24 protein-coding genes and 1 pseudogene are annotated in these 22,643 nt (G+C 71.1%); 7 read left to right on the top strand and 18 right to left on the bottom strand.

Features of this window, described 5'->3' with window-relative positions; translation table 11 throughout:
• Window positions 1-31 precede the first annotated feature (31 nt).
• From htpG to Vlu01_RS21350, 5 genes are all read right to left on the bottom strand, one after another.
• Window positions 32-1,948: a molecular chaperone HtpG gene (gene htpG, locus Vlu01_RS21330; RefSeq protein ID WP_204002381.1), complete on the bottom strand. Its 1,917-nt coding sequence runs from the start codon at window positions 1,946-1,948 to the stop codon at window positions 32-34.
• Between the two features lie 168 nt (window positions 1,949-2,116).
• Window positions 2,117-2,383 (bottom strand): GlsB/YeaQ/YmgE family stress response membrane protein, encoded by a 267-nt coding sequence (locus tag Vlu01_RS21335; RefSeq protein WP_204002563.1) that lies wholly within the window; start codon window positions 2,381-2,383, stop codon window positions 2,117-2,119.
• Between the two features lie 138 nt (window positions 2,384-2,521).
• Window positions 2,522-3,088, bottom strand: a complete 567-nt coding sequence (locus tag Vlu01_RS21340; RefSeq protein ID WP_204002566.1) for a GerMN domain-containing protein — start codon at window positions 3,086-3,088, stop codon at window positions 2,522-2,524.
• A 23-nt stretch (window positions 3,089-3,111) separates the two neighbouring features.
• Window positions 3,112-4,467 carry a HAMP domain-containing sensor histidine kinase gene (locus Vlu01_RS21345; RefSeq protein ID WP_204002383.1) on the bottom strand — a complete coding sequence of 452 codons (1,356 nt, stop codon included), beginning with the start codon at window positions 4,465-4,467 and terminating at the stop codon, window positions 3,112-3,114.
• Window positions 4,464-5,153, bottom strand: a complete 690-nt coding sequence (locus tag Vlu01_RS21350; RefSeq protein WP_204002386.1) for a response regulator transcription factor — start codon at window positions 5,151-5,153, stop codon at window positions 4,464-4,466. The genes Vlu01_RS21345 and Vlu01_RS21350 overlap by 4 nt, the downstream gene beginning before the upstream one ends.
• A 153-nt stretch (window positions 5,154-5,306) precedes the next feature.
• Here Vlu01_RS21350 and Vlu01_RS21355 point away from each other — a divergent pair, with 153 nt between their 5' ends.
• From Vlu01_RS21355 to Vlu01_RS21380, 6 genes and pseudogenes are all read left to right on the top strand, one after another.
• The gene (locus tag Vlu01_RS21355; protein WP_204002388.1) at window positions 5,307-5,780 is read left to right on the top strand and encodes an STAS domain-containing protein; all 474 of its coding nucleotides are present in this window, start codon (window positions 5,307-5,309) and stop codon (window positions 5,778-5,780) included.
• Window positions 5,781-5,823: 43 nt separating this feature from the next.
• On the top strand, window positions 5,824-6,093 hold the full coding sequence (locus Vlu01_RS21360; RefSeq protein WP_204002390.1) for a GlsB/YeaQ/YmgE family stress response membrane protein: 270 nt from the start codon (window positions 5,824-5,826) through the stop codon (window positions 6,091-6,093).
• Between the two features lie 87 nt (window positions 6,094-6,180).
• Window positions 6,181-6,723, top strand: a pseudogene (locus Vlu01_RS21365) (STAS domain-containing protein); the annotation flags it as partial.
• A 213-nt stretch (window positions 6,724-6,936) separates the two neighbouring features.
• Complete coding sequence (locus Vlu01_RS21370; RefSeq protein ID WP_204002392.1) at window positions 6,937-7,713, top strand: hypothetical protein; 777 nt, start codon at window positions 6,937-6,939, stop codon at window positions 7,711-7,713.
• Entirely contained in the window at window positions 7,713-8,345 is a 633-nt protein-coding gene (locus Vlu01_RS21375; RefSeq protein ID WP_204002393.1) for a DUF6529 family protein, read from the top strand. Before Vlu01_RS21370 ends, Vlu01_RS21375 begins: the two co-directional genes overlap by 1 nt.
• Before the next feature lie 26 nt (window positions 8,346-8,371).
• A complete protein-coding gene (locus tag Vlu01_RS21380; protein ID WP_204002394.1) occupies window positions 8,372-8,866 on the top strand; it encodes a Rieske (2Fe-2S) protein in 495 nt (164 codons plus the stop codon).
• A 138-nt stretch (window positions 8,867-9,004) separates the two neighbouring features.
• Here the strand turns inward: Vlu01_RS21380 and Vlu01_RS21385 are convergent, their stop codons facing one another.
• The 7 genes from Vlu01_RS21385 to Vlu01_RS21415 all read right to left on the bottom strand — a co-directional run bounded on the left by Vlu01_RS21385 (window position 9,005) and on the right by Vlu01_RS21415 (window position 17,515).
• Window positions 9,005-10,987: a cellulase family glycosylhydrolase gene (locus Vlu01_RS21385; RefSeq protein ID WP_204002396.1), complete on the bottom strand. Its 1,983-nt coding sequence runs from the start codon at window positions 10,985-10,987 to the stop codon at window positions 9,005-9,007.
• A gap of 111 nt (window positions 10,988-11,098) precedes the next feature.
• Window positions 11,099-11,782, bottom strand: a complete 684-nt coding sequence (urtE, locus tag Vlu01_RS21390; RefSeq protein WP_239096036.1) for an urea ABC transporter ATP-binding subunit UrtE — start codon at window positions 11,780-11,782, stop codon at window positions 11,099-11,101.
• Window positions 11,783-11,790: 8 nt separating this feature from the next.
• Window positions 11,791-12,564, bottom strand: coding sequence for an urea ABC transporter ATP-binding protein UrtD (gene urtD / locus Vlu01_RS21395; protein ID WP_204002400.1), 774 nt, complete (start codon window positions 12,562-12,564; stop codon window positions 11,791-11,793).
• Window positions 12,561-13,730, bottom strand: a complete 1,170-nt coding sequence (gene urtC / locus Vlu01_RS21400) for an urea ABC transporter permease subunit UrtC (RefSeq protein ID WP_204002403.1) — start codon at window positions 13,728-13,730, stop codon at window positions 12,561-12,563. The genes urtD and urtC overlap by 4 nt, the downstream gene beginning before the upstream one ends.
• Entirely contained in the window at window positions 13,727-14,614 is an 888-nt protein-coding gene (gene urtB, locus Vlu01_RS21405) for an urea ABC transporter permease subunit UrtB (protein ID WP_204002406.1), read from the bottom strand. The genes urtC and urtB overlap by 4 nt, the downstream gene beginning before the upstream one ends.
• Before the next feature lie 71 nt (window positions 14,615-14,685).
• Window positions 14,686-15,930 carry an urea ABC transporter substrate-binding protein gene (gene urtA, locus Vlu01_RS21410; protein WP_204002408.1) on the bottom strand — a complete coding sequence of 415 codons (1,245 nt, stop codon included), beginning with the start codon at window positions 15,928-15,930 and terminating at the stop codon, window positions 14,686-14,688.
• Window positions 15,931-16,387: 457 nt separating this feature from the next.
• Window positions 16,388-17,515 carry a substrate-binding domain-containing protein gene (locus Vlu01_RS21415; protein WP_239096037.1) on the bottom strand — a complete coding sequence of 376 codons (1,128 nt, stop codon included), beginning with the start codon at window positions 17,513-17,515 and terminating at the stop codon, window positions 16,388-16,390.
• A 96-nt stretch (window positions 17,516-17,611) separates the two neighbouring features.
• Between Vlu01_RS21415 and Vlu01_RS21420 the strand changes: the two genes are divergently transcribed.
• Window positions 17,612-18,055 carry a MarR family winged helix-turn-helix transcriptional regulator gene (locus Vlu01_RS21420; RefSeq protein WP_204002411.1) on the top strand — a complete coding sequence of 148 codons (444 nt, stop codon included), beginning with the start codon at window positions 17,612-17,614 and terminating at the stop codon, window positions 18,053-18,055.
• Here the strand turns inward: Vlu01_RS21420 and Vlu01_RS21425 are convergent.
• From Vlu01_RS21425 to Vlu01_RS21450, 6 genes are read right to left on the bottom strand one after another with little or no spacing between them, the layout of a single operon-like run.
• Window positions 18,015-18,797 (bottom strand): urease accessory protein UreD, encoded by a 783-nt coding sequence (locus Vlu01_RS21425; protein ID WP_204002413.1) that lies wholly within the window; start codon window positions 18,795-18,797, stop codon window positions 18,015-18,017. The genes Vlu01_RS21420 and Vlu01_RS21425 overlap by 41 nt on opposite strands.
• Window positions 18,797-19,534 carry an urease accessory protein UreG gene (gene ureG / locus Vlu01_RS21430; RefSeq protein WP_308440968.1) on the bottom strand — a complete coding sequence of 246 codons (738 nt, stop codon included), beginning with the start codon at window positions 19,532-19,534 and terminating at the stop codon, window positions 18,797-18,799. The genes Vlu01_RS21425 and ureG overlap by 1 nt, the downstream gene beginning before the upstream one ends.
• Window positions 19,524-20,264 (bottom strand): urease accessory protein UreF, encoded by a 741-nt coding sequence (locus Vlu01_RS21435; RefSeq protein WP_204002417.1) that lies wholly within the window; start codon window positions 20,262-20,264, stop codon window positions 19,524-19,526. Before Vlu01_RS21435 ends, ureG begins: the two co-directional genes overlap by 11 nt.
• Complete coding sequence (locus Vlu01_RS21440) at window positions 20,264-21,967, bottom strand: urease subunit alpha (protein ID WP_204002419.1); 1,704 nt, start codon at window positions 21,965-21,967, stop codon at window positions 20,264-20,266. Before Vlu01_RS21440 ends, Vlu01_RS21435 begins: the two co-directional genes overlap by 1 nt.
• Complete coding sequence (locus tag Vlu01_RS21445) at window positions 21,964-22,287, bottom strand: urease subunit beta (protein WP_204002428.1); 324 nt, start codon at window positions 22,285-22,287, stop codon at window positions 21,964-21,966. The genes Vlu01_RS21440 and Vlu01_RS21445 overlap by 4 nt, the downstream gene beginning before the upstream one ends.
• Entirely contained in the window at window positions 22,284-22,586 is a 303-nt protein-coding gene (locus Vlu01_RS21450; protein ID WP_164446929.1) for an urease subunit gamma, read from the bottom strand. The genes Vlu01_RS21445 and Vlu01_RS21450 overlap by 4 nt, the downstream gene beginning before the upstream one ends.
• Between the last annotated feature and the right edge of the window lie 57 nt (window positions 22,587-22,643).

Genomic DNA, 22,643 nt, shown 5'->3' on the forward strand with positions numbered 1-22,643 from the left:
CGCTCCCGGATCGAGCTGACCAGGGCAGCGGCTACAGGGTGCGAGCGAGGCGGTCGGCGAGGATCCGGGCGAACCGCGAGGGGTCGGCCAGGTCACCACCCTCGGCGAGCAGCGCGGTGCCGTAGAGCAGCTCCGCGGTCTCGGCCAGGGAGTCGCCGGTGTCGCCCTGCTCGTGCGCCTTGCGCAGGCCGGTGACGAGCGGGTGGGTCGGGTTGAGTTCCAGGATCCGCTTCACCTTCGGCACCTCCTGCCCCATCGCCCGGTACATCTTCTCCAGCGTCGGGGTGAGGTCGTGCGCGTCTCCGACCACGCAGGCCGGCGAGGTGGTCAGCCGCGACGACAGCCGGACCTCCTTGACGCTGTCGGCGAGCACCTCCCCCATCCAGCCGAGCAGCTCGGCGTACTCGGTGCGCTGGCGTTCACGCTCGGCCTCCGCCTCGGTGCGCTCCTGCTCGGTGTCCAGGTCGACCTGCCCCTTGGCGACCGAGCGCAGCGTCTTGCCGGCGTAGCTGCCCACCCGCTCGACCCAGACCTCGTCGACCGGGTCGGTGAGCAGCAGCACCTCGTAACCCTTGGCGCGGAACGCCTCCATGTGCGGGGAGTTCTCGATGGTGGCGCGGTTCTCGCCGGTGGCGTAGTAGATGTCGTTCTGGCCCTCGCGCATCCGGTCGACGTAGCCGGCGAGGTCGGTCTGCTCGGTCGGGTCGTTGGTCGAGGCGACCGACAGGATCTCCAGCAGGGCGTCCTTGTTGTCGGTGTCCTCGAGCAGCCCTTCCTTGACCACCGGCCCGAACTCGGTCCAGAAGGTCCGGTACCGCTCCGGCTGGTCGGTCTTGAGGTCCTTGACCGTGGCGAGGACCTTCTTGACCAGGCGGCGGCGTACGGCGCGGATCTGCCGGTCCTGCTGGAGGATCTCCCGGGAGATGTTCAGCGACAGGTCGTGGGCGTCCACCACACCCTTGATGAAGCGCAGGTAGTTGGGCATCAGCGCGTCGCAGTCGTCCATGATGAACACGCGCTTGACGTACAGCTGCACGCCGCGACGCCCCTGCGGGGAGAAGAGGTCCAGCGGTGCGTGGCTGGGGATGAACAGCAGCGCCTCGTACTCGAAGGTCCCCTCCCCCCGCATGTGGATGGTGTCGAGCGGGTCCGCCCAGTCGTGGCTGACGTGCTTGTAGAACTCGTGGTACTCGGCTGGCTCGACCTCGCCGCGCGGACGGGCCCACAGCGCCTTCATCGAGTTGAGCGTCACCGTCTCGGTGGTGGCGGGAGCGTCGTCGACGCCGGGGCGTTCGACGGTCATCCGGATCGGGTGGGCGATGAAGTCGGAGTAGCGCTTGACGATCTCCCGGATCGTCCATTCGGCGGTGTAGTCGTGCAGGTTGTCCTCGGCGTCGGCGGGCTTGAGGTGCAGGGTGACCGCCGTGCCCTGGGGGGCGTCGTCGAGCTCGGTGATGGTGTAGGTGCCCTCGCCGGTGGACTCCCAGCGCGTACCGCCGGTCTCGCCGGCTCGTCGGGTGACCAGCTCGACCCGGTCGGCGACCATGAACGCGGCGTAGAAGCCGACACCGAACTGACCGATCAGCTCCTGGGACGCGCCGGCGTCCTTGGCCTCGCGCAGCTGCCGCAACAGCTCCGCGGTGCCGGACTTGGCGATCGTGCCGATGACGGAGACCACCTCGTCGCGGCTCATGCCGATGCCGTTGTCCCGCACGGTGAGGGTGCGGGCGTCCCGGTCGACCTCGACGGCGATGTGCAGGTCGCCGGTGTCGACGGCGAGATCCTTGTCGACCATCGACGCCAGGCGCAGCTTGTCCAGCGCGTCCGAGGCGTTCGAGATCAACTCGCGGAGGAAGACGTCCTTGTTCGAGTAGATCGAGTGCACCATCAGCCGGAGCAGCTGACGCGCCTCGGCCTGGAACTCCAACGTCTCGGCCCGGTCGTTCACACCAAGTCCTTTCCGGTCGTCGCCACGATTGCTCGCGGAAAGGATACGAGTCGTCGCGCTGCGCGTGCCTCGGGTGGTCGGTGGACGGGCGCCGACGATCGTCACGTGTGTCGCTGCCGGAACGACGCCGCCCGCCCCCGAGTCGGGGCGGGCGGCGTCCGGCGACGGTCAGCGGCGACGGCCGTAGGTGCCGGCGACCAGGGAGACGCCGACAGCGGCGAAGGCGATCTGGATGAACAGCTCGATCCAGTCCACGCCAGCGGTGTCGTCGACGCCGAGCACCCCGGCGAGCAACGTGCCGAGGATCGCGGCGACGATACCGATCAGGATGGTCAGCAGGATCGGGATGCGCTGGCGACCCGGCACGACGAGCCGACCGAGGGCGCCGATGACCAGACCGATGAGGATGGCGGTGAAGAAGCCACTGATTTCCACGAGAGCCGTCCCTCCGACGTCGAACATGAGCGCCCACCTGGTGCCCCGCCCGGCCGGGCCGTCAAACGCCACCATCTCTCGCCGCCGACTTTGTCACGCAACCGTCGCGTAACCGCGAAACTCCCGTCATCCGGGTGCTCAGCGTGGATTGATCAGCACCGCGTAGTCGCCCGCGGTGAGCGGCCCCGACGACAGTGAGCCGTCCGCCCGTGGGACGCTCAGCGGCGCGCCACCCTCCAGGAAGAGCACCGCGTTGACGTCGGTGCGAGCGCTGAGTGTGCAGACGATCTGGCCGTACGCCAGCCGTCCGTCGCTGCGACCGGTGTCCACGGCGGTCAGCACGACGGTGACCTGGGCCACCCCGTCGACGAGTTCGACCACCGCGCTGGTGAAGGCTCCCGGCAGGGCGCTGGTCAGCCCGTCGTCGCGCTCGGCGGGGGTCGGCCCGGCCAGCAGGCCGCGCAGTTGCGCGTCGACCGCGGACACCTGATCGACCCGTCGGATCACCGGCACCAGTCGGTCGTCGCTGGCGAAGTAGAGCATCTCGGTCACCGCGCCGGTCTCGGCCACCGTCGGGGCCGCCGAGGCGGTGGACGGGAAGGGGACGGGTGGCGGGGTGACCGGGCGAGGCTTGTCCTCCGCGGGTACGCCGCAGGCACCGAGCAGCAGAAGCACGGTGGCGGCCACCACGGCTGTGGCCGCCAGGGCGCGGCCGGTGACGCGACGGATCACGAGATGCTCCCGGGCAGTGTGACGCAGAACCGCGCGCCACCCTCGGGGCGGTCGCTGACCGAGGCGCTCCCGCCGTGCGCGGCGGCGTGCTGGGCCACCAGGGCCAGCCCCAGGCCGGTGCCGTCGCCGCCACCCCGGTAGTTGGCCGCCCGACCACGGACGAAACGGTCGAAGATCACCACGCGGTCCTCCATCGGCACTCCCGGACCCTCGTCGTCGACCTCGATCACGCCCGTGTCGGCGACGTGGGACAGCCGCACCGCGACCGGACCGGCGCCATAACGCTCGGCGTTGTCGAGCAGATTGGTCAACACCTGGGTGACCCGGCGGCGGTCCACCCGCCAACTGGGCGGTGTCCCCGCCGCCAGCTGCACCATCGACTCCGGCAGGCCCCGGTCCTGGCACGCCTGGCGCGCCAGCTCGGGCAGGTCGACCGGTTCCCGGTGCACCGGTTGATCGCCCCGGGCCAGATCCAGCAGGTCGTTCACCAGCTGCTGGAAGCGGTCGATCTCGTCGGCGACCAGCCGGGCCGCGGTGGCCGTCCGCTCGTCCTGATTCTCCCGACGACGGGAGAGCACACTGGCCGCCGCGGCGAGCGTCTGCAACGGCGAACGCAGCTCGTGACTGACGTCGGCGGCGAAGCGCCGGTCCCGGTCGATCCGCCCGGCCAGCTCGTCGACCATCCGGTTGAAGGAGGTGGAGAGGCGGGTCAGGTCCGGGTCGGTGTCCGGCGCGAGCCGGGTGGTGAAGTCGCCGGCCGCGATCCGCCCGGCGGCGTCGGCGACAGCGGTCAGCGGGCGCAGCCCGTGTCGGGTGGCGTACCAGCCGAGGGCCGCCCCCGATCCGGCCACCATGATCGCCACTGCGGTGAGCGCCAGCGCCAGGACCTGGAAGGTCTGCTCCAGTTCCCGCAGTGAGGCGATCTCGTAGAACGCGGTCGACTCGGACAGCGGCACGCCGACCAGCATCACCGGATGGTCGTTGACGCGGACCCGCTGCACCGCCGGTTCTCCCGCCGCGACCAGTTCCTGCAGCCGGGTCGGAACCACTGTGGTGAGCCCGTTGTCGGCGCTGCGGGCGTACCACTCGCCGTTGAGCAGCACCAGGGGTCGCCGCCCGGTGCCGGTGTCCAGCGCCCGGAGTGCCTCCGCGACGTCCGGATCCTCGGCGTTGAGTCCGGCGCGAACCACCGCCGCGTCGTAGTACGCCGCTCGCAGCAGGGTGCGTTCCCGCTCGTCGAGCAGGGTGCGGCGGGTCAGCTCGTACGACACCAGGGCCATCGAGGCGGACAGCAGCAACGCACCGATCGCGAACGCGGCGGTGACCCGGGCACGCAGTCCGAGGCGTCTCATCGTTGCAGCTTGTAGCCCAGGCCGCGCAGCGTCACCAGGTGCTGGGGGTTGGCCGGATCCGCTTCGATCTTCTGGCGCAGCCGACCGACGTGCACGTCGACCAGCCGTTCGTCGCCGCTGTCGTACCCCCAGACGCGGCTCAGCAGCTGTTGGCGGGAGAGCACCCGGCCGGCATGCTCGGCCAGCTCACACAGCAACCGGAACTCGGTGCGGGTGACCGCGACCGGCTCGCCTGACCGGCGTACCTCCCCCGCCTCGGGGCTGACCTCCAGATCACCGAAGGTGAGCACCGGCACCGGCTCCGGGCCGTCCGGGGTGGTCACGGTGCGGCCGCGTCGGCGCAGTGCGCGCAGCCGGGCGGTCAGCTCTTTTATGGCCACCGGCTTGACCACGTAGTCGTCGGCACCGGCCTCCAGGGCGGCGACGATGTCATGGGTGTCGTCGCGGGCGCTGACCACGACGATCGGCACGTCGTCGTCGCGGCGCAGCTGGCGGATGCCCTCGAAACCGTCGATGCCGGGCAGCATCAGGTCGACCAGGACGTAATCGGCGGGATCGCGGCGCTGCGTGCGCAGCCCCTCCTCGGCGGTGGCCGCTCCCCGGGCCTCGTAGCCCTCGTCCTCCAGAGCGAGCAGCAACGCCAGCCGGATCCGGTCGTCGTCCTCGATCACCAGTACCGCTGTCATACCGGAATCATCCCCAAGCCCTCACCACCGAGCCAACCACGACCGGCATCCGGGTGTTTTGTCACGCAACTGTCATCCGTCCGCGCAGTACCCGCCAACCCCGCTGGGCAGGGTGAGAGCCACTCGGAGACAGCAGGAGAGGGGGTCTTCGACGTGACCGCACCACGACGCCCCGAGTGCTCGGTGCCGTTGGTGGAGGTGTCCATCACCGAATTCGACCTGGCCTGCCTGCCGGAGACCGGGGCGGTCCTCGACCAGCTGCTGGCCCTGCGCCCCCAGCAGGTCGTGATCGACCTGGCCGGCTGCCGGCACATCGACGCCGCCGCCATCGGCCTGCTGCTCGACGTGCACCGCCGGATGATCCGCAGCGGCGGTGTCCTCGCGGTACGCAACCCGAATCCGCGCATCACCCGCATCCTGCAGACCGCCCGGCTGGACCAGATCCTGCCGGTGCACACCGACACCGGAGCCGCACCAGCCCCGGTCACCGAAGCGGGAGCCGCCCCGACGGCTGCCGTACCGGCTCCCGCCGCACCGGGTGGCCCGCCGGCCGGCGGGCCACCGCCACCGGGCGCGACGCCGCGCGCTGCCGCGTACGGCCGCGCCGCGGTCACCGCGCGCACCTGACCCACCGCAGCCGACGCATCAGCCCGCGAGCACAAGGAGCAGCATGACCAGCGCCGGGATCGTCACGGCCCTTGCCATCGGCCTCGCTGTCGGTGCGCTCGGCCGGTTGGTCCTGCCCGGCCGCCCGGGCGTGCCGCTCTGGCTCACCATGACCATCGGCACCGTTGCCGCGCTGCTCGGTGCCATCACCGCCTGGCTCGCCGGCGTGCAGGGGTTCAGCCTGGTAGGCCTGGTCGTGCAGACCGGGCTCGCGGCGGTGGCAGTGGTGATCGCAGTCGCCACCACCGGTAAGGAACGCTCCGACTCCCAGTGAGGAGTCCGCACGGCGACGGCGATTTTCACCCGCCGCCCCGAGTCCCGAACCCCGGCCGACCGGCCGTGGCGTCGGAGAGGAAGCAGGATGACCGTCGTACCGGACGACAACCTGATGACCCTGATCTGCGACGTCTGTGGTGAGACGACCACCGGCAGCGCCTGTGTGTTGCCCGACGCCGAGGTCGTCTGGACGCTGGTCTCCGACCACGGGTGGAGCGGCTCGCCCTTCGCCACCGGTCCGCACCGCTGCCCCCGGTGCAGTGCGCTGCCGCCGGGTACCCCATCCCCCGGCGACCGCGACGGCGATGGGGCCGGTGGCGCCGAGATCGCGACGGTCCCCGCCGACCTCGCCCAGGACACCGGCGACGCGTTGCGGGCCGCCCTGCGCGGCGCGTTCGACGTGAGCGGGACGGTGGTGGTGGACCTGACCCGCGTCCAGGTCATCGACTCGGTCGGGCTGGGCATGCTCGTCCGGGCGCACCGGGACGTACGCGAGCGGGGTGGACGGCTCTGCCTTGCCGCACCGTCGAGGTTCATCCGCACGGTGCTGCACACGATGAAGCTCGACGGGGTCTTCCCGATCTTCGACAGTTTCGACGCGGCCCTCGACCAACTGCGGGCGGCGGCGCCTCAGGACGACGCCTCCGCCGGGATCCATCCGATCGACGTGACGCCGACCGACGTCCCGAGGCCCACCACCGAGGTCCGGTCGACGCCCCGCCCTCGCCGCCGCCCGGCCAACCGCGTCACCGTCTGAACCTGATCGCCGGCACAGGTTCCCCGCGTCCCGATTGAACCGATCCGCCACGTCCTCCGTACCTCTGGGCGAAGGGAGTGGCCCATGAAGCGCCTGACCCCGTTGCTCACCCTCCTGTCGGGGGCGGTGACGGCTGCCGTGCTGTTCACGATGAGTGCACAGGCATCCCCGCCGGGCACCCAGCCTGCGGCCGGCGGAGCACCACCGGCTGCCGCGCCGGCTCCGCCCGCCGAGGTGGAGGCTGACACCGACGCCGAGGTGGACCCGGACGCGGCTCCGCCCGGGGAGGAACCGGGCGACGTCGACTCGTCGCCACCGACGGATTCCGACCCCTCGTCGGCCGGCACCGAGGTGACCACGGTCGAACAGAACTGGATCGGTCAACTCGAGAACGGGGCCACCATCGCCATCACCGTGAAGAACGGTAAAGCCGAGGCGTACGTCTGTGACGGCCGGAGCATGGAGTTGTGGCTGTCCGGCACGGTACGCGACGGCAAGATCGAACTGACCGGGCAGGACGCCAAGCTGACCGGTGTCATCCGGGGTGACCGCGCCAGCGGCGAGATGATCGTCGGCGTCCGGCGCTGGAAGTTCACCGCCCGACCCGACAACACCTCGGCCGACGAGGCGGTGGTGAAGTCCGGTCCTGGTACCGCTCCGGCGATCTACCGGGTGACCGACGAGACCCGCAAGGCGGGCTTCGACGGCGGCTGGATCATGTTGCGCGACGGCACCCAGATCGGCATCGTCACCTGGAACGGCCAGCCCATTCCGGCACCGCCGCTGGATCCCGCCTTCAACAGCACCGTGGTCAACGGAGTGACTCTCGTCGCCGAGCCGGTCATCCCCGGAGTGCGGTGATGTCCCAGCACCGGCAGGGCGGGGCACGCACGATGCCCCGCCGGGCGCCCGAGCCCATGGTCGAGGTGCTGCGTGACTTCGGCGACCCGCCATCGAGCGCACCGAGGCGGCGTCCCTCACTGCTGGTGCCGCTGGTCGTCGGGGCGGGGGTGGCGGTGGCGCTCGGCGTCTACGGGCGTACCCACACGCCCACCGGCATCGCGGTCAACGTGGCCGGCTTCTCCTCGCCGCTGACGGTGAAGGTGTGGCTCGGCACCGGGGCGGCGTTCTTCGCCGTGATCCAGCTGCTGTCCGCGCTGTCGATGTGGGGCCGGCTCGGCGGCTTCTCCCCGTCCTGGGCCGGCGCGGCGCACCGCTGGTCGGGGCGGGTCGCGTTCCTGCTCACCGTGCCGGTGGCGGTGCACTGCCTGTACGCGCTCGGCTTCGCCGACTACGACACCCGTACGCTGCTGCACTCCCTGCTGGGTTGCTTCTTCTTCGGCGCGTTCGCCACCAAGATGTTGACGCTGCCCAAGCGGGGCCTCGCCGGTTGGGTGCTTCCCACGGTCGGCGGGTTGGTGTTCGTCGCCCTGATCGGTGTCTTCCTGACCTCGTCGGTCTGGTACTTCACCACGTTCGGCATCCAGTTCTGATCCCTCGGAAAGGCAAGGCACCTCAGATGAACCACGAGCAGGCTGGCTGCTGCCGGTCGCGACGGACCTTGCTGGCCGGCACCGGCGCGGTGGGGGTGGCCGCGTTGACCGGTTGTGCGACGTACGGTCAGCCGACGGCGGCACCCGCGCCGCCGGCCGCGTCATCCGCTGGTGCCTCCGGCGCCGATCCGTCCGGCACCGCGACCCCGGGGGGCGACGGCGCGGACCCCGGAACCCCGGCACTGACCACGCTGGCCGACATCCCGGTGGGCGGTGGTGCGATCTTCGCCGATGCCGGCGTGGTGGTGACCCAACCGACCGAGGGGACCATCAAGGCGTACTCGGCGACCTGCACCCACCAGGGCTGCACGGTCACCTCGGTCTCCGACGGCACCATCGTCTGCGCCTGCCACAACAGTGTGTTCGACATCGCCGACGGCTCGGTGCGCAGCGGTCCGGCGCGGGCGCCGCTGCCGGCCGCGAACGTCACGGTCGACGGTGACGCCATCCGGCTGGCCTGACCGACGCTCGGCGATGCGAACGCGGTGACGCGGCCCACCCAGGCCCGGGCCGCGCGGGGCCGTCCGAGGTGGCGTGAGCCTCCCGGACGGCCCCTGCCCCACCCACCACGCCGGGTGGGGCAGGAACGAACCTCAGCGTCAGGACGCGGTGCAGGTCAGCCCGGACGGTGTGCCCGATCCGCTGCCGGTCAGCCCGAAGGTGGTGCTGGTGCCGGCGGCGAGTTGCCCGTTGTACGGCTCGTTGCGCACCGTCACCGTGGTGCCGGAGGTGGTGAGCCGGCCGTTCCACAGCGACGCGATCGTGGTGCCGGCGGGGGCGGTCCAGTTGACGGTCCAGCCGGTGATGGCTGCCGTGCCGGTATTGCGGACGGTCACCTCCGCCTGGTAGCCACCCTGCCAGGAACCGGTCACCCGGTACGTCGCGGAGCAGCCGGCGTCGCCGTTGCCGTTGTCGTTGCCGGCCGTAGTGGTGACGGTTCGTGGCGGCGAGGCCGCCGAGACGTTACCGGCGGCATCACGGGCCCGCACGGTGAAGGTGTAGCTGGTCGAGGCGGTCAGGCCGGTCGCCCGGTAACTGGTGCCGGAGACCGTGGCGACCACGGAGGCCGCCCCGGACCCGGTGGCCCGCAGCACCTCGTACGAGATGACACCCACGTTGTCCGTGGCGGCCGTCCAGTTCAGGGTGGCAGCGGTGGCGGTCACGTCGGTGGCGGTCGGCTGGCCGGGCGCGGTCGGGGCGGTGGTGTCACCGGGGCCGGGGCCACCGGCGTAGCGCTCGGCGAGGCTCATGCCGGTGGTGGAGTCGGCACCGCCGAGGCGCACCTGGTGGTCGAGGCCGACGAACGTGCCGTTGTGCTGCCACAGCGCGGGCTTGAGCATCTGGTTGTACTTCGTCTCGTCCCAACTGGCCCAGTCGTCGAGCAGCAGGCCCCCGGTGTCACCGGAGTTGGGGTTGAGGCACCAGAACGTGTGGTGGATGCCGTTCTCGATCATCAGGTCGCGGAGCGCGGCCATCCAACGGTCCTGCCGGGCGTCCTGGCCCAGCCGGCCGCCCCACTCCCCGATCAGCAGCGGCGCGATGTTCTGCTCGTGGATGTAGAACCAGTTCGGCCGCCACACGTCGTTGGTCAGCGAGTCCTTGTCGAAGTCCCCGGCGAACCACGGCTGCTCGTAGACCAGGGGTCCGTAGTCGTGCGGCGAGTAGACGAGCTGGTCCTGCTGGGCGCCGAGGTTGACCGGGTGTTCGGCGACACCGCGCAGGTTGCCGCCCCACCAGTTGTAGTGGTAGTTGGGGCTGCGGTCGGGGTTGGTGTCGGGCGAGTTCCAGGTGGCGCCGGCCCGGGGGTAGATCTCGATGCCCTCACAGAGGATCAGCAGGTTCGGGTTGATCGCCAGGATCCGCCGGCCCGCCGTCTCACAGGCGTACTTGAAGTTGTCCTGGTCGGTGCTGGAGTCCCACTTGGCCCGCTGCGGATCGTTCGGGGTGCCGTGCGGCTCGTTCTTGATGTCCATCGCGACGATGGTGTCGTTCGTCCGGTAGCGGGTGGTGATCCACTCCCAGCCCTGGAAGAACAGCTCCGGGGTGACGCTGCCCTTCCACCACACCGGATAGACGTGGCCGGAGTTGTCCGCCTCGGCGCTGTGCACGTCGAGCATGACCTTCAGACCGTACTTCTCGCACAGTGCCAGCCAGTGGTCGAAGACCTGGAGGTTGTTCAGGCCCTCCAGCTCCGGGTTGACGAACGTGTTGACGTTCGGCCGGATCGTCTGCCCGGCCTTCCACTCCAGCAGCAGCTGCGTGGAGATGGGCACCCGGACGATGTTGATGCCGCGCTGGGCCATCTGGCGGGTGATCGACTCCAGGTTGCCCGACCACAGGCCGTGGAAGACCCGCTCGCTGGCGTTGAAGCCGAACCAGTTCGCCCCGGTGAGCCAGACCTGGTTGCCGGCCTCGTCGACGATCCGGTTGCCGTCGGTGTGCAGCCAGTCGGCGGTGGGCGCGGCGGCGACAGCCGCTTCCCCGGGCGTCGGGGCCGCCGTCGCGGCGGGCGCGGCGGCGGCCACGCCGAACGCGACGACGGCCGCCGCCGCGACGGCCGTGAGTTTGGTACGTGCGGACATGCGACTTCCTCTGGTGGTGGTTGACGAGGAACGTCGACGACGACCCGTGCCCAAGGGTCGTGGGAGCGCTTCCATCGACACCCTAGGCGGTCTTGGCCACCAGGGGAAGTCTCACACCGCGAGCGCCTGCCGAACCGTGTGCTCCGCGGTGGCACCGCCCTCCCCGGCGGAGGTGACCCGACCGGACTCCAGAACGTGGTAACGGTCGGCCACCCGCAGCGCGAACCCGAGATGCTGCTCGACCAGCAGCACGCTGAACCCCGTCTGTGCGATCAGCGCCACGATCCGGTCCTGGATCTCGGTGACCACCGACGGCTGGATGCCCTCGGTCGGTTCGTCCAGCATCAACAGCCGGGGCCGGGTGATCAGTGCCCGGGCGATCGCCAGCTGTTGCCGCTGACCGCCGGAGAGCAGCCCGGCCCGCCGACGCAGCAACGGACCCAGCGCCGGGAACAGGTCCAACACCTCCGAGGTGACCGACGCGCCGTCACGCCGACCGTCGGCGACCAGGCGCAGGTTCTCCGCCGCCGTCAGGTGCGGAAAGCACTGCTGGCCCTGCGGCACGTACGCGATTCCCCGGGCGACCCGCTCGTGCGGGGCCAGTCGGGTGATGTCATCGCCGTCCAGTTCGACCCGTCCGGCGCTGGGGCGCAGCAGGCCGGCGGCCACCCGCAGCAGCGTGGACTTGCCCGCGCCGTTGTGGCCGAGCACCGTGGCGACCCCGTCTCCGGGCACCACCACGTCCACGCCGTGCAGCACCCGGCTGCGCCCGTAACCGGCGTGCACGCCGCGCATCGCGAGCATCATGCCTCCATGGACGTCGGGGCCAACCCGGCGTCGACCGGGTGACCGAGGTAGACCTCCTGCACGCGCGGATCGGCCTGCACCTGGGCGACGGTGCCCTCGCTGAGCACCCGACCGGCGTGCAGCACGGTGACGGTGCGCGCGAAGCGACGCAGGAAGTCCATGTCGTGCTCGATCACCACCACGGTGCGGTCCTGGCTCACCTTCTCCAGCAGGTGCCCGGTGGCGTCGCGTTCCTCATGACTCATCCCGGCGACCGGCTCGTCGAGCAGCAGCAGCCGGGTGTCCTGCACGAGCAGCATGCCGATCTCCAACCACTGTTTCTGCCCGTGGGCGAGGGTGCCGGCGAGGTGGTCGGCGCGACTCGTCAGGCCGATCACGTCGAGGGCCTCGGCCACCTCGTCGGGCACCCCGTGGCGACGGCGCAGCAGCGTCGCCCAGCCGCGTCGGGCACCGGCGGCGATGTCGAGGTTCTGCAGCACCGTCAACTCCTCGAACACCGTCGAGGTCTGGAAGGTGCGGCCGACACCCATCCGGCTGATCCGGTGCACCGGTCGACCGAGCAGCTCCCGGTCGCCGAAGCGTACCGACCCGGTGGCCCGGACCAACCCGGTGACCGCGTCCACCAGGGTGGTCTTGCCGGCCCCGTTGGGTCCGATCAGGAACCGGATGTCACCCGGGGCGACGTCGAGGGACACCCCGTCGACGGCGGTGAACCCGTCGAAGCTGACCCGCAGGTCACGCACGTAGAGCCCGTGCAGCTGCCCGGTCATGCCGTGCCCTCCCGTCGCCGTGGCCGAAGCCGGCCGAATCGGCCCGGGCGCGCTGCGTCGTCGTCGCGGCGGCGGACCAGGCCGATCAGCGACGCCAGGCCGCCGGGCAGGAACGCCACCACCACCACGAACAGCAGGCCCTGAAGGTACGTCCAGGTGCCCGGGAAACGCTCCGACAGGGCGGTACGCGCCCAGGCCACCGCCACCGCGCCGAGCACCGGCCCGAGCAGGGTGGCCCGGCCGCCGATGGCCACTCCGATGACGAACTCGATGGACGGCACGATCCCGATCAGCGCCGGGGAGATGATGCCCACCGCGGGCACGAACAGCGCGCCGGCCAGCCCGGCCATGCCGGCAGCGACCACGTACGCGACCAGCTTGACGGTGGCCGGGTCGTAGCCGAGGAATCGGACCCGTTCCTCCGAGTCCCGGACGGCCACCAGCAGTTCGCCGTAGCGGCTCTGCGTCAGGTGCCGGGCGACGGCCAGCAGCGCCAACAGGGTGCCGGCGATGACGAAGTAGACCATCCGCTGGTTGACCGGGTCGTCCAGGTCGTAGCCGAAGAAGCCCTGGATGTCGGTGAGCCCGTTGGTGCCGCCGGTGGTGCCCTGCTGTCCGATCAACAGGATCACCATGGCGGCGGCGAGCGCCTGGCTGAGGATGGCGAAGTAGGCGCCCCGCACCCGACGGCGGAAGACCAGCGACCCGAGTACGAAGGCGACCGCCATCGGCAGCAGCACCGTGGCGGGCAGGGCGAACCATGGGCTGGCGAACGGTCGCCACCACAGTGGCAACTCGTCGAGCTGCCCGTACAGCAGCATGAAGTCGGGCATGGCGCCCGGGCCCGCGTCGGCGAGCTTGAGATGCATGGCCATCGCGTAGCCACCGAGGCCGAAGAAGACCCCCTGACCGAGGGTGAGCATGCCGCCCCGGCCCCAGGCCAGGCCGATACCGACCGCGACCATGGCCACGCAGAGGTACTTCGCCAGCAGGGAGAGCCGGAAGTCCGACAGCACCAGCGGCGCGACGGCGAAGAGCAGAGCCGCGCCGAAGGCGAACCCGGCGGCGGCGCGGATCCGGTGCCGGGTTGGGCTGGCCGCCGGGCTGGTCGGCGGTTCCGGGGCGGGGTCGGCGGCGGTGACGGGATCTCGGACGACGGTGGTCATGCCAGACTCCTGGTACGCAGCGTGAACAGACCCTGGGGTCGCCACTGGAGGAACGCGACGATGGCGATGAAGACCATCACCTTGGCGACGCTGAGGGTGGTGAGGTACTCGCCGGTGGCCTGGAGCACGCCCAGGGCGAAGGCGACGATGACGGTGCCCCTGAGCTGGCCGATCCCGCCGACCACGACGACCAGGAAGGCGTCAATGATCAGGTTGGTGCCCATGGTGGGACCGATCGGCCCGAGCAGGGTGAGCGCCACTCCGGCGATGCCGGCCAGGCCGGATCCGACGAAGAAGGTCGTCCGGTCGACCCGGGCGGTGGCGATGCCGGAGACCGCGGCCAGGTCCCGGTTCTGGACGACGGCCCGGATCCGGCGGCCCAGCGGGCTGAACCGCAGGGCGACGGTCAGCGCGACGACCGCGCCACCGGCCAGGGCGAGGATGAACAGGCGGTTGTTGGCCACCGTGATGCCGCCGGGTAGTCCGATGTTGCCGGTCAGCAGGTCCGGGGCGCGGGTCTGCACGTTCGGGCTGCCGAAGATGTCCCGGGCGAGCTGTTGCAGGATCAGTGACACCCCCCAGGTGACCAGCAGGGTGTCCAGCGGGCGGGCGTAGAGGCGGCGGATCAGCAGGGTCTCCAGCAGCACGCCCATCGCGCCGGCCACCACGAAGGCGACCGGCAGAGCGATCAGCAGCGACCAGCCGGCCGCGGTGATGACCTGTTGCAGGACGTAGGTGGTGTAGGCCCCGGCCATGATGAACTCGCCGTGAGCCATGTTGATCACGCCCATCTGGCCGAAGGTGAGGGCCAGGCCGAGCGCGATGAGCAGCAGCACCGCTCCGATGCTGACGCCGGTGAAGAGTTGACCGAAGAGAACTGTCACGGTGCGTACTCCGAACTGGTGGTGGGGCGGTTCGGGCGGAACCGGGGGTTCCGCCCGAACCGGGTGACGCCCTAGCTCAGGCCACCGGCCCACGGGTAGCTCTTGAGGAACGGGTCGGGGGTGATCGGTTGGCCGGAGTTCCAGACCTCGGTGATCAGTCCGTCCGCGCCGACCTTGCCGACGCGCGCCGTCTTGGCGATGTGCTGGGTGGCACCGTCCACGGTGACCAGTCCTTCGGGCGCCTCGAAGGTGATGCCGTCGGCGGCCCCACGGACCTTCTCCACGTCGAAGGCGCCGGCCTTCTCCACCATCGCCTTCCACAGGTGGACCGAGACGTACGCGGCCTCCATCGGGTCGCTGGTCGGCTTGTCCGCCCCGAACTTGGCCTTGTACGCCGCGACGAACTTCTCGTTCGTCGCCCCGGGCGTGGTCTGGTAGTAGTTCCAGGCGGTCAACTGGCCCTCCAGGTACTGGGTGCCGATGCTCTTGACCTCCTCCTCGGCGATCGACACCGACACCACCGGCATGCTGGCGGCGGTCAACCCGGCGGACTTGTACTCCTTGAAGAACGCCACGTTGCTGTCACCGTTGAGGGTGTTGAAGACCGCGTCCGCGCCGGAGGACTTCACCTTGTTGGTGATGGTGCCGAATTCGGTGGAGCCCAGCGGGGCGTAGTCCTCCCCCAACACCTTCATCCCGTTGGCCTCCGCGTACGCCTTGATGATCTTGTTTGCGGTACGCGGGAAGACGTAGTCGGAGCCGACGAGGTAGAGCGAGGTGGCGCCCTGGGCCTTGAGGTAGTCCAGGCCGGGGACGATCTGCTGGTTCGTGGTGGCCCCGGTGTAGAAGATGTACGGCGACTGCTCCAGCCCCTCGTACTGCACCGGGTAGAACAGCAGCGCCTTGTTCTTCTCGAACACCGGCTTCACGGCCTTGCGGCTGGCCGAGGTCCAGCAGCCGAAGACCGCCGCCACCCGGTCCTCCCGGATCAGCTTCTCGGCCTTCTCCGCGAAGGTCGGCCAGTCCGAGGCGCCGTCCTCGCCGACGGGTTCGATCTTCTTGCCGAGCACGCCGCCGGCCGCGTTGATCTCCTCGATCGCCAGCATGATGGAATCCCGGACGGTCACCTCGCTGATGGCCATCGTGCCGGAGAGGGAGTTCAGCAGGCCCACCTTCACGGTGTCGCCGGAGATGTCGGCGCTGACGCCCGCTGCGGTGTTGCCGTCGGTGGTCTTGCTGCCGCACGCGGCCATCGCGGCCACGGCGACCAGGGTCAAGGCACCCGCCAGGATGCGGCGGCCCCGGATCGATGTCATCAAGTCTCCCTGCGTCGCGCGTACGTCATCAGTGCCGGGAACGGTCGTCGGCCCCGGTTCGGAATGCGGATCTGTCCAGCTGCGGTGCGGTCCGTCGAACATTGCGCACTGCCCGACACGGCGGGTGGACACCGATCGGGTGGCGATTCGGATATCGGGCAGGGAAAGCTTCGATCCGCTTCATTACGCGGGTGTTTCCCGGTCCTCAATAGGCTGTTTCCGCTGGCCGCAGTCTGGCCACAGTCGCCGATCGGGAACAGAAAATGCCGGCACCCCGCCGGGGAAAATCGGCGGAATGGCACCGGCAAACGATTTCAGGCCGCGGTCCGCAGCACTTTCCGTCCTTCGTCGGACGGTTGGTGATATCCGGCTCGACAGCCGGATCCTTCACGCAGGAAGCATCTTATGGGTCGGGTCGGTCGACCTGTCAAGGCACGGTCCGATCACACCGGAGGGATCACAGTTCGGTCAGGACGCTGAAGTCCAGGCCGACGGCCTCGGCCAGATAGATGCGTTGGCGCACGTGCCGGCGGCGCAGCCGCAACTCGCCCCTCGGCCCGTCGTACGACACCACGTCGGCGGAGGCCTCCACCGCCCGTACGTCCAGCGTGCCGGCCTTGGCGATCAACGCGGCCAGGAGCATCACACCCTCGTAACAGGACTCGCCGAGGCTGCCCAGTGGGGGCGCCTCCAACCCGAAGCGGCGGCCGAAACTCCCGTGGAAGTCCAGGTTCTCCTGAGTCACCAGGCCGGCGAAGAAACCCGCCGTGCTGAACAGCCCACGGGTGCTGGCGGCGCCGCTGGCGAGCAGCATGTTCTCGTCCATCAGGGTGCTCAGGCGCAGGCACCGTTGGTCCAGTCCGGCAGCCGCGAACGCCCGGTTGAACCGCACCGCGTCCGCCCCCACGAGCAGCACGAGCACCGCGTCGGCGTCGCTGTGTTCGATGCGGCGCAGCACCTCGACGTAATCGTGCGTCTCCAACGGCAGGAAATGCTGACCGACGACGCGACCACCGCTGCGCAGCGCGTACCGGTGCGCCGCCCGGGTCGTCCGGCGCGGCCACACGTAGTCGTTGCCGACCACGAACCAGCGCCGCACCCCGAGATCCCCGGCCAGCACCCGCATCGCCGGCCACAGCTGCGCGTCCGGTGTCTCGCTGGTCAGGAAGACACCCTCGGTACGCTCACCCCCCTCGTACAGGGCGGTGTAGACGTACGGCACCCGATGCGCGACGCGCGGGGCCACCGCCTGGCGTACCGAGGAGATGTGCCAGCCGGTGACGCCCTGCACCGCGCCCACCGACACCAGCGCCTCCACCTCGGCGGCCACCTCGGCCGGCGGCGCTCCACCGTCGACGGGCACCAGCCGCAGTTCGCGGCCGAGCACCCCGCCCCGCCGATTGATCTCCTCCACCGCCAGTTGGGCGCAGAGTTCACAGCTCGGGCCGAACATGCCAGCCGGCCCGCGCATCGGGTACACCAGGGCGACACTGACCACGCCGCGGTCGACGGTCAACCAGGACGCCCCGGCGGTGATGCTCTCCCCCGCCTGCGGACGCCCGGACCCCGGTGCCGGCGCGGACATGAACACATGGTGGCCAACGCCGCTGGTGAAGACCAGCACTCCCCAGCCAGCGGGACATCTCGTTACGATGACCGCAACTCGCGAGGCGGGAGTGCCATGTCAGACCTGCCCCATTCCGCAGCCGACCTGCTACCCCTGCTGACCCGCGCCGAGCGGCTGCTCTCGCGCCGGGTCGGCGCAGTGCTCGCCACCGAGTCGCTCAGCATCGAGGCGTGGCGGGTGCTCTGCCTGCTCGCCGACGGCCTCGGGCACCCGATGAGCGAGGTCGCCGCCGAAACGTCGCTGCCGCCCGGCACCCTGACCAAGCTGGTCGACCAGCTCGTCGACCGCAACCTCGTGTTCCGCCGGGTCGACCCGCTCGACCGCCGTCGCATCCGCGCCTACCTCACCGCCCGGGGCCGCCGCGAGCACGAGCGGATCGACGCGGACATCCGCACCGACCTGGCCGAGTTCGACACGTCGAGAGACGGCGACCTGGCCGGGCTGCTCGATGCCCTGATCACCCGTCTGCACAGTCGCCGCGCCCCGACTCCGGTCTGACACCGAGCAGTTCCGCGGTCCTGGTATCCGGTTCGAGGTACCGCCGGAGGGTGTGCGCGTCCGGTGCGGTGGCGCTCCACAGGGTCGCCGGGCCACCGGCCAGCGGCAGCCGGGCGTGGGTCGGCCACACCGCCGGTGGCTCGGGTGGCCGGGTCGGGTCCACGACCAGCAGCGAGCCGGTGGCCGGTGCACCGGCCAGCACCGCCGGACCGGCCCAGCCGGGCGCGTTCGGCCCGACCGCCAGGGACTGCCGCAGCAATGGCCGGCCGGCCAGATCGACCCACGTGTTGATCTCGACGTCGCCCGGCTGCTCGCCGTGCCGGCCGCAGATCAGCTCGTCGCGCCAGTGCAGCGTGCCGCCCGCCGCAACGTCGACTTGCGCGTCGGCCACATGCGCGCAGCCCGCCGCCGCGACCAGTTGCTCGGGTAGCCAGTGCAGGACGGCCTGCTCCGACACGCTCGCCCGGACCAGCATCCGGGACACCGCGCCGGGGCGACCGGGCAGCGCGATCGAGGCGGCCACGGTGTGCACCCGGACGCGCGCGCCCTGGTCGACCTCGATCTCCAGCCGCAGGTCGTCGCCGGCGAGCGGCCCGGCCGCACCGCCGACGACGTACACCGTGACGCCACCGTCCGACGCCGGGACCTGGCGCAGCAGCAGCGGGCTCTCCCCGCGCAGCTCGGCCAGGGTGGTGCGGCCGTGCCGGTCGGCGCGGGCCACCAGCCGGGCGGTGGCCCGCATCAGGCCTGCCCGGCGGGTACCGGGTGGTCCGCGTGCGCGGTCGCGGACCGGTGGTGGGCCAGTTCGTGACGGATCCAGCCGGCGACCCGGGTCGCCAGCGGGTCCTCGGTGATCGACTGGAACACCGTGGGCAGGTCGCCCCGGCGGGCACGCGCGTCGCGGTCCATCACCGACAGGTCGGCACCGACCATCGATGCCAGGTCCGTCTTGTTGATGACCAGCAGGTCGGCGGCGGTCACCCCGGGGCCGCCCTTGCGGGGCACCTTGTCACCGCCGGCCACGTCCACCACGAAGATCTGCCGGTCGACCAACCCTCGGCTGAACGTGGCGGTCAGGTTGTCGCCGCCACTCTCCACCAGCACCAGATCCAGTGGTCCCAGCGCCTCGATCAGTTCGTCGATGGCGTCGAGGTTCGCGCCGATGTCGTCGCGGATGGCGGTGTGCGGGCAGCAGCCCGTCTCGACCGCCCGGATCCGAGCGGGGTCGAGCACCCCGGCCCGCTTGAGGAAGTCGGCGTCCTCGGTGGTGTAGATGTCGTTGGTCACCACACCGAGCCGCAGCTCGTCGGCGAAGGCCCGGCACAGCGCCGCGACCAGTGCGGTCTTGCCGGAGCCGACCGGCCCTCCGATGCCGACCCGCAGCGCCCGCGCCGCGGCGGGCAGCGGGGCGTGCGGGTCGACCCCCGGCTCGGGGTGGGTGTGGGGAACGGACTCGTCGTGGTCGAATTCAGGACGCAAAGAGACGCACCTCCCAGGTGACATGCGCTTCGGCATGGATGTCGGCGAGCGGAGCGGCGGCGGCCGGCAGCCGTTCCGGTGGTTGTTCGGCGGCCCGCGCCGCCCGCGCCGCGACGGCGTCGCAGTCTCCGGCGAGCCGCACCAGCAGTGCCTGGACCTGGTACGGGTCCAGGCCGAGCAGACGTACGGCGGCGCTGGCCGAACCGGTCACCGTCGCGTAGGCGGCGACCGTGGCCACCTGTCCCGGTTCGAGACCGGCGGCGACGCCGACCAGCCCCAGCACCAGCGGCTGGTGCGGACCGTCCGAGGTGGCGGGCAGGTCGTCGAAGGTCGCCTGCGGCCAGATCTCCCGGCCCGCCCGGCGCAGCGCCCGGCCCTGCCGGCGGGAGACCGTCCGCTGGGCCGGCGAGGCGGTCCGGGCGTCCAACTCGGCGTCGAGCCGGGCGAGCGCGGCGCGACGCGCGACACCGAGGTGGGTGAGCTCCGCCGGTCGGTGGCCGTCGACCGCCGACGGGCCCGGGGAGCCGCTGGCCGCCCGGCAGGATGCCGCGGCGAAGGCCGCCGCGACCAGGCCGGCGGTGGCGAGCCGCCCGCGCAGGTACTCCCCCAGCGTGGCGAGATCCCTGACCCGACCGGCGGCGACGGCCGCCTCCAACCCGGCGGAGTGGGCGTGCGCCCCGGCCGGGAAGCGCCCATCGGCGAGGAGCAGCAGCATCGTCGGGGTGGCCATCAGAACAGGAAGTAGCGCTGGGCCATGGGCAGTTCGGCCACCGGGTCGGGTTCGACCACCACGCCGTCGATGCGGACGGTGAAGGTGTCCGGGTCGACCTCGATCCGCGGCAGCGCGCCGTTCTCCGGCAGATCCGTCTTGCCCCGGGACCGCACGTCGGTCACCGGCACCACCCGGCGTCGCACGTCCAGCCGCAGTCCGGCCTCCAGCGCGGCGGGGGCCACGAAGGCCAGGCTGGTGGCGGCGGCCGCACCGCCGTACGCGCCGAACATCGGCCGGGGCAGCATCGGCTGCGGGGTCGGGATCGAGGCGTTCGCGTCACCCAGCTGGGCGTACGCGATCATGCCGCCCTTGATGACCAGGTGCGGGCGTACGCCGAAGAAGGCCGGCTCCCACAGCACCAGGTCGGCGAGCTTACCCGGCTCCACCGACCCGATCTCGTGGTCGAGACCGTTGGCCATCGCCGCGCAGATGGTGTACTTCGCGACGTACCGGCGGGCCCGGTGGTTGTCGGCGGCGCCGTCGCCGGGCAGCGTGCCCACCCTGGCCTTCATCACGTGCGCGCTCTGCCAGGTACGCAGCACGATCTCCCCGATCCGGCCCATCGCCTGCGAGTCGGAGCCGATGATGGAGATCGCGCCGAGGTCGTGCAGCAGGTCCTCGGCGGCCATCGTGGATGGCCGGATCCGGCTTTCGGCGAAGGCCAGATCCTCCGGCACCGCCGGGTTGAGGTGGTGGCAGACCATCAGCATGTCGAGGTGCTCGGCGAGGGTGTTGCGGGTGTACGGGCGGGTCGGGTTGGTCGACGAGGGCAGCACGTTCGGCTCACCGGCGACGGTGATGATGTCCGGCGCGTGCCCGCCACCGGCACCCTCGGTGTGGTACGAGTGGATCGCCCGACCGCCGATCGCGCGCAGCGTGTCGGCGACGAACCCGGCCTCGTTCAGGGTGTCGGTGTGGATGGAGACCTGCACGCCGGAGGCGTCCGCCACCCGCAGGCAGGCGTCGATCGCCGCTGGGGTGGTGCCCCAGTCCTCGTGCAGCTTGAAGCCGCCCGCCCCGGCTCGCAGCTGCTCCCACAGCGCCTCCTCGGAGACGGTGTTGCCCTTGCCGAGCAGCAGGACGTTGACCGGAAACGTGTCAAGGGCCTCGTGCATCCGGGCCAGGTGCCAGGCGTTCGGGGTGACGGTGGTGGCCCGGGTACCCTCGGCCGGGCCGGTGCCACCGCCGACCAGCGTGGTGACCCCGCTGGCGAGGGCCTCGGTGACGATCTGTGGGCAGATGAAGTGCACGTGGGTGTCGACCGCCCCGGCGGTGAGGATCCGGCCGTTGCCGGCAATCACCTCGGTGGCCGGGCCGATGACCAGCTCCGGATGGACACCGTCCATGGTGTCCGGATTGCCGGCCCGACCCAGCGCCACGATCCGGCCGTCCCGCAAGCCCACGTCGGCCTTCACCACCCCCCAGTGGTCGAGGACGACCGCCCCGGTGATGACGGTGTCCAGCGCGCCTTCGGCGCGGGTCGCCCGGGACTGGCCCATCGACTCGCGGATCACCTTGCCGCCGCCGAAGACCGCCTCGTCGCCGCCGGCACAGTGGTCGTGCTCGACCTCGATCAACAGGTTGGTGTCGGCCAGCCGGATCCGGTCGCCGGTGCTGGGTCCGTACAGGGCGACGTACCGGTCCCGGTCCACGGTGCTCATGCCGTCCGTCCTTCGTCCAGCGCTCCCGCGCACTCGCCACGCAGACCCGGCACGATCCGTGCGCCACCCAGCGGCACCAGATCCACCGGGCGGCTCACGCCCGGCTCGAAACGCACCGAGGTCCCGGCCGGTACGGCGAGCCGCTGCCCCCAGGCGGCGTCCCGATCGAAGTCCAGCGCCGGGTTGGCCTCGGCGAAGTGGTAGTGCGACCCGACCTGCACCGGCCGGTCACCAGTGTTGACCACCGTCACCACCGTCACCGGCCGCCCGGCGTTGATCTCGACGGGTCCGGTCGCCGGCAGGATCTCCCCGGGGATCACGGGATCGGGTGGTGCACCGTCACCAACTTGGTGCCGTCCGGGAACGTCGCCTCCACCTGCACCTCCCTCAGCAACTCGGGGATGCCGTCCTGCACGTCGTCGCGGCTGAGCACGGTACGGCCGGCGGCCATCAGATCGACCACGGACGCACCGTCGCGCGCCCCTTCGAGCAGGAAAGCGGTGATCACCGCGACGGCTTCCGGATAGTTGAGGCGCAGGCCGCGCTCGCGGCGACGCCGGGCGACATCGGCCGCCACATGAACGAGCAGGCGGTCCTGCTCGTGGGGGGTGAGATACACGGGTGCTCCCGGTGGATGTCCGCGCCCGCCGGCTCGACGCCTCGACGCGCCGCCACA

It is taken from the genome of Micromonospora lutea, assembly GCF_016863535.1.
In the GTDB taxonomy this organism is placed as follows: Bacteria; Actinomycetota; Actinomycetes; order Mycobacteriales; family Micromonosporaceae; genus Micromonospora; species Micromonospora lutea.

What these genes read in the sequence shown, in the direction of transcription:
- Vlu01_RS21345 (WP_204002383.1), bottom strand. Translation starts at nt 4,467, where the DNA reads ATGAGACGCCTCGGACTGCGTGCCCGGGTCACCGCCGCGTTCGCGATC.
- Vlu01_RS21370 (WP_204002392.1), top strand. Translation starts at nt 6,937, where the DNA reads ATGAAGCGCCTGACCCCGTTGCTCACCCTCCTGTCGGGGGCGGTGACG.
- Vlu01_RS21375 (WP_204002393.1), top strand. Translation starts at nt 7,713, where the DNA reads ATGTCCCAGCACCGGCAGGGCGGGGCACGCACGATGCCCCGCCGGGCG.
- Vlu01_RS21350 (WP_204002386.1), bottom strand. Translation starts at nt 5,153, where the DNA reads ATGACAGCGGTACTGGTGATCGAGGACGACGACCGGATCCGGCTGGCG.
- urtC (WP_204002403.1), bottom strand. Translation starts at nt 13,730, where the DNA reads ATGACCACCGTCGTCCGAGATCCCGTCACCGCCGCCGACCCCGCCCCG.
- Vlu01_RS21360 (WP_204002390.1), top strand. Translation starts at nt 5,824, where the DNA reads ATGACCAGCGCCGGGATCGTCACGGCCCTTGCCATCGGCCTCGCTGTC.
- urtD (WP_204002400.1), bottom strand. Translation starts at nt 12,564, where the DNA reads ATGACCGGGCAGCTGCACGGGCTCTACGTGCGTGACCTGCGGGTCAGC.
- Vlu01_RS21380 (WP_204002394.1), top strand. Translation starts at nt 8,372, where the DNA reads ATGAACCACGAGCAGGCTGGCTGCTGCCGGTCGCGACGGACCTTGCTG.
- urtA (WP_204002408.1), bottom strand. Translation starts at nt 15,930, where the DNA reads ATGACATCGATCCGGGGCCGCCGCATCCTGGCGGGTGCCTTGACCCTG.
- urtE (WP_239096036.1), bottom strand. Translation starts at nt 11,782, where the DNA reads ATGCGCGGCGTGCACGCCGGTTACGGGCGCAGCCGGGTGCTGCACGGC.
- Vlu01_RS21425 (WP_204002413.1), bottom strand. Translation starts at nt 18,797, where the DNA reads ATGCGGGCCACCGCCCGGCTGGTGGCCCGCGCCGACCGGCACGGCCGC.
- Vlu01_RS21385 (WP_204002396.1), bottom strand. Translation starts at nt 10,987, where the DNA reads ATGTCCGCACGTACCAAACTCACGGCCGTCGCGGCGGCGGCCGTCGTC.
- Vlu01_RS21440 (WP_204002419.1), bottom strand. Translation starts at nt 21,967, where the DNA reads ATGAGCACCGTGGACCGGGACCGGTACGTCGCCCTGTACGGACCCAGC.
- Vlu01_RS21420 (WP_204002411.1), top strand. Translation starts at nt 17,612, where the DNA reads ATGTCAGACCTGCCCCATTCCGCAGCCGACCTGCTACCCCTGCTGACC.
- Vlu01_RS21415 (WP_239096037.1), bottom strand. Translation starts at nt 17,515, where the DNA reads ATGTCCGCGCCGGCACCGGGGTCCGGGCGTCCGCAGGCGGGGGAGAGC.
- Vlu01_RS21435 (WP_204002417.1), bottom strand. Translation starts at nt 20,264, where the DNA reads ATGGCCACCCCGACGATGCTGCTGCTCCTCGCCGATGGGCGCTTCCCG.